Origin of the sequence: Enterobacter sp. CM29 (genome assembly GCF_013179605.1) — a bacterium.
Taxonomy (GTDB): domain Bacteria; phylum Pseudomonadota; class Gammaproteobacteria; order Enterobacterales; family Enterobacteriaceae; genus Enterobacter; species Enterobacter intestinihominis.
Genome location: NZ_JABMCU010000197.1, coordinates 1 through 8,022, shown reverse-complemented (window position 1 = coordinate 8,022; position 8,022 = coordinate 1). Strand labels below are relative to the sequence as shown.

Annotated in this window: 9 protein-coding genes; 2 read left to right on the top strand and 7 right to left on the bottom strand. The window is 59.4% G+C overall.

Annotated features, from left to right (window positions below):
• A partial coding sequence (locus tag HP459_RS19170; protein ID WP_216661701.1) for a substrate binding domain-containing protein occupies positions 1-491 on the top strand: 491 nt, incomplete at its 5' end.
• 69 nt (positions 492-560) lie between these two features.
• Positions 561-989 (top strand): OsmC family protein, encoded by a 429-nt coding sequence (locus HP459_RS19165; protein ID WP_003857069.1) that lies wholly within the window; start codon positions 561-563, stop codon positions 987-989.
• 30 nt (positions 990-1,019) lie between these two features.
• On the opposite strand, the gene HP459_RS19160 is transcribed toward HP459_RS19165, so the two are convergent.
• The 7 genes from HP459_RS19160 to HP459_RS19130 are packed head-to-tail and all read right to left on the bottom strand — an operon-like array spanning position 1,020 to position 7,848.
• Positions 1,020-1,946 (bottom strand): ABC transporter ATP-binding protein, encoded by a 927-nt coding sequence (locus tag HP459_RS19160; RefSeq protein WP_171936657.1) that lies wholly within the window; start codon positions 1,944-1,946, stop codon positions 1,020-1,022.
• The gene (locus tag HP459_RS19155) at positions 1,939-2,925 is read right to left on the bottom strand and encodes an ABC transporter ATP-binding protein (protein WP_155025318.1); all 987 of its coding nucleotides are present in this window, start codon (positions 2,923-2,925) and stop codon (positions 1,939-1,941) included. The genes HP459_RS19160 and HP459_RS19155 overlap by 8 nt, the downstream gene beginning before the upstream one ends.
• Complete coding sequence (gene ddpC, locus HP459_RS19150) at positions 2,922-3,818, bottom strand: D,D-dipeptide ABC transporter permease (RefSeq protein ID WP_022648185.1); 897 nt, start codon at positions 3,816-3,818, stop codon at positions 2,922-2,924. The genes HP459_RS19155 and ddpC overlap by 4 nt, the downstream gene beginning before the upstream one ends.
• Positions 3,815-4,837 (bottom strand): ABC transporter permease, encoded by a 1,023-nt coding sequence (locus HP459_RS19145; protein ID WP_171936656.1) that lies wholly within the window; start codon positions 4,835-4,837, stop codon positions 3,815-3,817. The genes ddpC and HP459_RS19145 overlap by 4 nt, the downstream gene beginning before the upstream one ends.
• Before the next feature lie 23 nt (positions 4,838-4,860).
• On the bottom strand, positions 4,861-6,393 hold the full coding sequence (locus tag HP459_RS19140; protein ID WP_171936655.1) for an ABC transporter substrate-binding protein: 1,533 nt from the start codon (positions 6,391-6,393) through the stop codon (positions 4,861-4,863).
• Between the two features lie 15 nt (positions 6,394-6,408).
• Positions 6,409-6,981 carry a D-alanyl-D-alanine dipeptidase gene (gene ddpX / locus HP459_RS19135; RefSeq protein ID WP_023306242.1) on the bottom strand — a complete coding sequence of 191 codons (573 nt, stop codon included), beginning with the start codon at positions 6,979-6,981 and terminating at the stop codon, positions 6,409-6,411.
• A 12-nt stretch (positions 6,982-6,993) separates the two neighbouring features.
• Entirely contained in the window at positions 6,994-7,848 is an 855-nt protein-coding gene (locus tag HP459_RS19130) for a MurR/RpiR family transcriptional regulator (protein ID WP_023300159.1), read from the bottom strand.
• Between the last annotated feature and the right edge of the window lie 174 nt (positions 7,849-8,022).

Here is an 8,022-nt window from a genome sequence, read left to right as displayed (position 1 = left end):
TGGGCGAGCGAATTGACGTGGCGATCCGCATTACCGATAACCCCGAACCGGGTATGATCGCTCGCCGGTTGGGAGAGTGTCGGTCCGTGCTTTGCGCCTCGCCGCACTACCTTGCAAGCCGGGGCGTGCCAGAGGAGCTGGAAGACTTAGCCCGGCACAACTGCCTGCATTACAGCTTTTTTGCCGGTCAGTCGTGGCGTTTTTTAACGCCGGCAGGGGAGCCGGTCACGACGGCGGTCAGCGGCAATCTCAGCGCCAGCATCTCATCTCTGCTGATGGAGGCGGCGATAAATCACTGTGGTATTGCCATGCTGCCCGAGCGCGAGGCCGACGCGGCGCTACGGCAGGGAAGCCTGGTGCCGGTGCTCAGCGCCTATACGCCAAAACCGATCGGCATTTTTGGTATTTATCAGTCGCGAGACTATCAGCCTGCGGCGCAGCGTGTGTTCCTCGACGCGCTGGCAAACCACCTTGCCACGCGATCGGACTAGTCTGTCTTCCCTGCAAAATAGATTATGCGTCCTATACTTATCCCTTTGTAAGCCAAAAGGAGAGCAAGAATGACGATTCATAAGCACGGTTCAGCACACTGGTCTGGCGACATCAAACGCGGCAAAGGGACGGTATCGACCGAAAGTGGCGTCCTTAACCAGCAACCTTACGGCTTTAACACCCGCTTCGAGGGCGAGAAAGGGACTAACCCGGAAGAGCTGATTGGCGCAGCGCACGCGGCCTGTTTCTCTATGGCCCTGTCGCTAATGCTGGGCGAAGCGGGTTATACCGCCGATTCCATCGATACCACGGCGGATGTCTCGCTGGATAAAACCGACAGCGGTTTTGCCATCAGCAAAGTCGCGCTGCAAAGCAAGGTGACGGTACCGGGTATCGATCCGCAGCAGTTCGACGGCATTATCCAGAAAGCCAAGGCCGGTTGCCCGGTCTCGCAGCTGTTGAAAGCGGAAATCACGCTGGATTACAAACTGAACTGATATCGGGCCGGGCGCATGCCCGGCTCATTTTTAACGGTTACGCCAGCAGCGTACGCTTCGGCTTGCGGAAGAGGGCAGGAGCTGTTGCGGCTGTTCACATCCCTGCGTCGCCAGCGAACAGCGGTCGCGGAAATAGCACCCAACGGGCAGGTGGCGATTACCCGGAAGATCGGTTTTTCGCAACGCCAGATCCTCATCCAGCGGTTCTCCGGTCCGGGGAACGGAGTCAAGCAGCAGCTGCGTATACGGATGGCGCGGCTGACCCAGCACCTGGTCCGCCGGACCCAGTTCCACGATTTGCCCCAGATACATTACCGCCACCCGGTCGCTCATGTGCCGGACCACCGAGACGTTGTGCGAGATCAGCACGTAGGTCAGATTTCGCTGCTGTTGCAGGGCAACCAGCAAATTGAGGATCTGTGCCTGGACGGAAATATCCAACGCGCTGGTGGGTTCATCCAGCACGATGATGTCCGGATCCGAAGAGAGCGCCCGGGCGATAGCGATGCGCTGGCGCTGTCCGCCCGAAAACGCATGCGGCAGGCGGTCAAGATATTCCGCTCGAATCCCAACCTGCTGCGCCAGCGTTTCAGCCAACTGACGACGCTCCCGTTCGCTGCGACGTTGCTGTATCCACACCGGCTCGGTGATGGTGCGCCAGACGGGTAAACGCGGATCGAGGGACGAGAGCGGGTCCTGAAATACCATCTGCATACCACCCGCCGCATTCGCGCGCTGACAGGCACCGGTACTCGGTTTGAGCATGCCCATCAGCAGCTGCGCCAGCGTGCTCTTTCCACAGCCAGACTCCCCTACAACGCCCAGCGTTTCGCCGCGATGGATCCGGAGATCCATGCCGTTAAGGGCGTGTACCTGTTCCGTCACGCGCCCCAGCCAGTTTTTGCGCGCAGGAAAATTCACATGCACGCTATCCAGTTCCAGCAGTACCTCAGACATGGCGTCTCTCCTGTTGTGGGTACCAGCAGGCAGCCTGCTGGCCTTCTGCGCCCGTGGAAATTAAGCGCGGCGTTTCGCTGCATTTCGCCTCGGCAGCAAAACAGCGTTCGCGAAAAGCACATCCGCGCGGGAGGTGGCTGAGGTTAGGTACCGTGCCGGGAATGGCCGGGAGGATCTCGCGCGGTTCACCATTTTCCGGGGCACACTGCAGCAGGCCAATCGAATAGGGGTGCACAGGATGGTGGATCAAGGTCTGCGTGCTGCCGCTTTCGATCACGCTGCCCGCGTACATAACGTACATCCGGTCACAAAGCTGCGACACCACCGCCATATCGTGACTGATAAACAGCACCGACGTTCCGCTGGCGCGCGCTTTATGTTTCAGCAGACGCAGCACCTGAAGCTGGACGGTCACATCCAGCGCGGTAGTGGGTTCATCAGCGATGATCAGCTCCGGCTCGCAGGAGAAGGCAAGGGCGATCATGACCCGCTGGCGCATACCGCCGGAAAGCTCAAACGGATAGCGATCCATTACCTGCGCCGCATCCGGGATTTGCATCTCGCCCAGCAGGGAGATCGCCTTCTGCTGCGCGTCGCGGCGGGAAAGCGACTGATGCTGGCGGATCACCTCCACCATCTGCCTGCCAATCCGGCGCGTGGGGTTAAGCGCCGTCATCGGCTCCTGAAAAATCATCGCCACCCTGGCGCCGCGCCACTGACGAAGCTGTTTTTCCGACGCGTTCAGCACATCTTCCCCGAGCAGCGTGACACGGCCATGGTGAACATGGTAACTGCCTTCCGGCAGCAGGCGCATCGCCAGCATCGCGGTGACCGATTTTCCCGAGCCGGATTCGCCCACCACGCCGACAATTTCACCCCGGCCAATCTCCAGCGAGACGTGGTTGAGCGCGTGGACGTCACCGCGAAAAATGGGGAAACTCAGGTGCAAATCTTCAATCGATAATACGGAATCACTCATGACTGCTTCCCTCCTGATTTGGGATCCAGCAGGTCGCGAAGACCATCGCCAAACAGATTAAAGCCAACCGCCGTGATCAGAATTGCCGCCCCCGGAAACGCGCAGTACCACCACTGGTCAAGCACGTAGTTACGCCCCACGGCCACCATTGCCCCCCATTCGGCGGTCGGCTGCTGCGCGCCTAATCCAATAAAGCCCAGCGTGGCGGCCATCAGAATGGCGCTGCCGATATCCAGCGACGCTTGTACGATCAGCGGCGGCAGGGCGTTACGCAGGATATGCCAGCTGATCAGGTGCCAGCGCGATGCGCCAAAGGTGCGGGCGGCCAGCACGTAGGTGAACTGGCGCACCACCAGCGTTTGCCCGCGTGCCAGCCGCACGTAAAACGGAATGCGTACAATCGCAATCGCCAGCATCGCGTTAAACAGGCTTGGGCCGAGCGCGGCGGCCAGGGCCATCGTCAGCACCAGCGAGGGGATGGAGAGCATAATGTCCATGATGCGCATAATGATGGCGTCGCCGCGCCCGCCAAGTACGCCGGACAAACAGCCGAGCAGCGAACCGATGCCGCCCGCAATCACCACCACCGCCAGCCCCGCTGTGATGGACTGCTGGCTGCCCACCAGCACGCGGCTGAACAGATCCCGGCCCACCTCATCGGTGCCAAACCAGTGCTGGGCTGACGGTGCCTGCAAGCGCGCGGTCAGATCCAGCGCGTTCGGATCGTGCGGGACTATCCACGGCGAGACCACCATCATCAGCAGCATCACGATCATAATGACCCCGCCGATCAGCGTGAGCGGGCTTTTGCGTAACATCCAGAACAGCTTTGCCCAGTTGATGCGCTGTTTAGCGGTGCTGACAGGGACGGGCGTTTCCTGAGTTAACATCATTCGGCACCTCCGCGCCCGATTCGCGGGTCGATCCACAGATACAGCAGATCCACCACCAGATTAACGAAGACATAGGCCAGCGATACCACGACCGCGAAGCCCATGACGGCAGGGAAATCCAGCGCCTGAATGGAGGTCACCACCCAGGCTCCCATTCCCGGCCAGGCAAACACGGTTTCGGTAAGGACGGCCCCGTACAGCAGATCGCCCAGCGCCAGCCCGAGCACGGTAATGGAGGGGATCATGGCGTTGGGTAAGGCGTAGCGCAGGACGATGTACCAGCCCGGCAACCCGCTCGCGCGGGCGGTACGAATATAATCCTCGCTCAGTTGCTCCAGCATCGCGGAACGTACCTGACGCGCCACAATACCCAGATGCACAAAGGCCAGGGTCATGGAGGGTAAAATCAGGTGCTGCAGGGCATTGAAAAACACCTCGCCGTTGCCTTCCAGCAGAGCGTCCAGCAGATAAAAACCGGTAACGTGGGCGGGCGGATCGAGCCAGTCGTCCAGCCTGCCGCCGCCGGGCAGAATTTGCAGTTGACCGTAGAACAGAACGATAACTCCCAGTCCCAGCCAGAAGGCAGGCGTCGAGATGCCCGTCATCGCCATCAGTCGCACCAGGTGATCCAGCCAGCGGTTACGGTACACCGCCGATAAAATGCCCAGCGGCACGCCAATCACCAGCGCCAGCAGCAGGGAGCAAAAGGCAAGCTCCAGCGTGGCGGGGAAAAAAGCTTTCAAATCTTCCACAACGGGGCGACCGGTGCGAATAGACGTGCCCAGATCGCCATGTGCCAGCGCCTCAACGTAGCGGCCAAACTGAATATAGAGTGGTTGATCCAGCCCCAGCTGCTGGCGGATGCCCTGCACGATTTCATCGCTGGCGCGATCACCGGCCAGCAGGCGGGCCGGATCGCCGGGGATCAGGTGTGAAATAATAAAAGTAATAATACAGACACCGGCTACCACCAGGATTAATCCCCAGCAGCGCTGGCGCACAATGCTCCAGAACGTCATACACTTCCCCCCGGCGTGGGCCGTTACTTACTCATGGTGGCGATGTTAAAGACCTGCTCAAGCATCGGATTAAAGGTGAAGCCTTTGACCTCTTTGTTCATCGCCAGCTGGTAGTTCTTCTGGAACAGATAAACGTAAGCCGCCTCGTCAATCACCACTTTCTGCGCCTGCTGGTAATCTTTGGTGCGTTCCGCCTGATCGGTGGTTTTCAGTGCCGCCTGCAACAGCGCATCGACCTCTTTGTTCTCATAGAATGAGCGGTTCCCCGGCAGCCCTTTTTTGTCCGATTCGAACCAGTAATTCATGAACATGTACGGGTCAGCGAAGTCCGGGCTCCAGTTACCAATCGCAATGTCATAATCACCTTTGCCGACGCGGTCGCGCATGGTGGCGTTCGCCAGTTTCTCGAGCTTGACGTTAATCCCCAGCTTGCCCAGGCTCGCCTGCGTGGAGAGGGCGATAGGCTCCCAGTTCGGGTCGTTATCGGAGTAGAGGAACGTCAGGCTGGCAGGTTTATCTTTGACTTTCTCCAGCGCCGCTTTGGCTTTGGCCTCGTCAAAGCTGTACTGCATGGCGTTCGCATCGAAGCCCCACATGCCCTCCGGGATCGGGCCGCGCATCTGCTTGCCGTTCCCGCTGAGAATGCCTTTCACCATCCCCTGGTAATCGGTCGCCCAGGAGACCGCGCGGCGCAAATCCACCTGATTCATCGGAGGCTTACTGTTGTTCAGATAGAGGTAGGTCACCCGCAGGGACGGGTATTCCGCCACGGCCACTTTGCCTTCCTGCTTCAGAGCAGCAAGCTGATCCACCGGCAGGGCGTCGGCGATATCCAGATCGCCACGGGAAAGTTGCAGGCGACGCGAGGCGCTTTCACCGATAATCTTCACCGAGACGCGCTTAAAGTGCGGCTTTTCACCTGGCCAGTGTGGGTTGGGCACCATCACCAGCTGTTGACCTTTCCGCCAGCTTTTCAGCATAAACGGTCCGGAACCCGCGGTGTTTTGCGCCAGGAAACCGCGTGCGTCGTCGGCGGCATTGGCCTTCAGCACCGCCGGGTTGACGATCGACGCGCCGTCATTGGCCAGCGTGTAGAGGAACGGGGCAAACGGCTGGCTGAGGGTGAATTTCACCGTATGCTCATCCACCGCGTCCACTTTCAAATCTTTCGGGAACGCTTCGGAAGGTCCCTGGTTGATTTTAAGCAGACGTTCAAACGACAGCTTGACCGCTTCGGCGGTCACCGGCGTGCCGTCGGAGAATTTTGCATTATCTGCCAGGGTGAACGTCCACACTTTCTGGTCGTCTGACGCCTTCCAGCCCGTCGACAGATCGCCTTCCACCTCCGTGGTGCCAGGCTTGTATTTCACCAGACGCTGGTACGAGGGGTAGGTCACCGTCCAGTCGTTGTTATCGATAGTGACCGCCGGATCCAGCGTTTGCGGATCGGCAGCTTTCCCTATCACCAGCATATCTTTTGGCACCGCCGCCAGAGCGGGAAGGGCGCTCAGGGCGAGCGTAGCGGCAATCAGGGTAGTAAGCAGCGTTGTTTTCATGGCCGGGCTCCAGAATTACAGTGAGTGTGTGATCGGATAACAGGCGAACTGGTCATCTAACAGCGGATAGCTGGCGGCGTTCGGCAGCTCGAAATGCCACCACTCGCTGCTGATGCCCACAAAACCGCCGCCGTACATAACGGCGTTCAGGAGCAGACGATTTCGCTGCGCCTCGGGCGGAACGGAAGGGTGCCAGGCATGAGAACGGTCGTGCATTTCGTCAAACCCGGCGCCCATATCCAGCACGTTGTCGTGTTCATCCATCAGCGTGACGTCAATGGCAGTGCCCCGGCTGTGGTTCGAGCCAATCGCGACATCCACCACGTATTCCGGATTGGGGCAGGCATCCCAGAGTTGCGCCTGTGCCTGCTGCGGGCGATAGGCGTCGTAGACCACCAGCTTCAGACCGGCCAGCGCGGCGATACTGATCGATTTCGCCAGCGCGGTGGCGGCATCCGTGTGCAGCAGGCACGCGGCGTGCTGATAGATCGGGCGGCCGGTAATGTTATCGGCGGTCGCGTATTTCAGATCGATATGCAGCGTGGGAAAAGTTTTCGCCACATCAATCAGTTGACTCTCTTCAGGCATAGCTCCGCTCCTTTAGCGTTCAAATTGACCAAATTCTTGTTGTAGTTGTCGGTTGATTGCCAGACGTTCCGGCAGCGCTTCCCCCAGCGCCTCCACGACGCCCGACAGCAGCAGGTTGAACAGACAGCTCACCGGCGCCAGCGAGTCCCAGAAATGGCCGGTATCGGTCTTCACCTGGAGTAAATCAATCGGGTAATCCCGCGCCCACGGGCACCAGATATCGGTGATCAGCGCCATCGCCAGGCCTTTTTCGCTCGCCACGCGGCAGTACTGGCGGGCAATGGCGGAGTAGGCGCGGGTATCGGTCAGCACGATATACGGGTTAGCAAAGCCGGAGTTAAGCGACTCCACCCAGCTACCGGAGAGCCCTTCGGAATAGCTTACCCGCGGGCGCAGATACTCCAGATGGCTGAAGAACGCATTGGCGATCCCGCGCGTGGACTGGATCCCCAGCACGAAGACGGCGTCGGCATGGGAAAGTTGCTGGACCACCTGCCTGAACGTTTCGCTTTGCGCCAGTTGGTAGACATGGGCAATGGCGTCCACCTCCAGTGACAGGGAGTGCTGAAGGCGATCCGACAGCGGCTGTTGCTGTTTCCAGGAGTCCAGACGCTCGTTAATGCCCCAGGGCTGATGGGGATCGCGCAGGCTTTTTTTGGCGTCATCAAGGTTGCGATAGCCCAGCTTGCGCAGAAAGCGTCCGACGGTGATCCCGCTGGTGGCCGTGGCCAGCGCCACGCTCTCAGCCGTTTCAAAGGGGATCTGCCCGACGTGCGCCAGCATCCAGCTTGCCACCCGCTTTTCGCTCGGGGTGAGTTGGCTAAAGGTCGCTTCGATACGGCTCAACACCTCTGGTTTGGTCGTCATACCGCCTCGCTGTTAACTGGCTGTCAAAGGCCGGGTTTCTGTTATCAGATTAACAATGCAGGACGCGTGCCATGTTCACATTGCGGCGAAAACGCGCTGTGCAGCAAAGTTAATGCAATATTTGTTTAACAGATGCTCAACATTTGTGCAGCGTAGTTCACTTTTGGTGCAGTG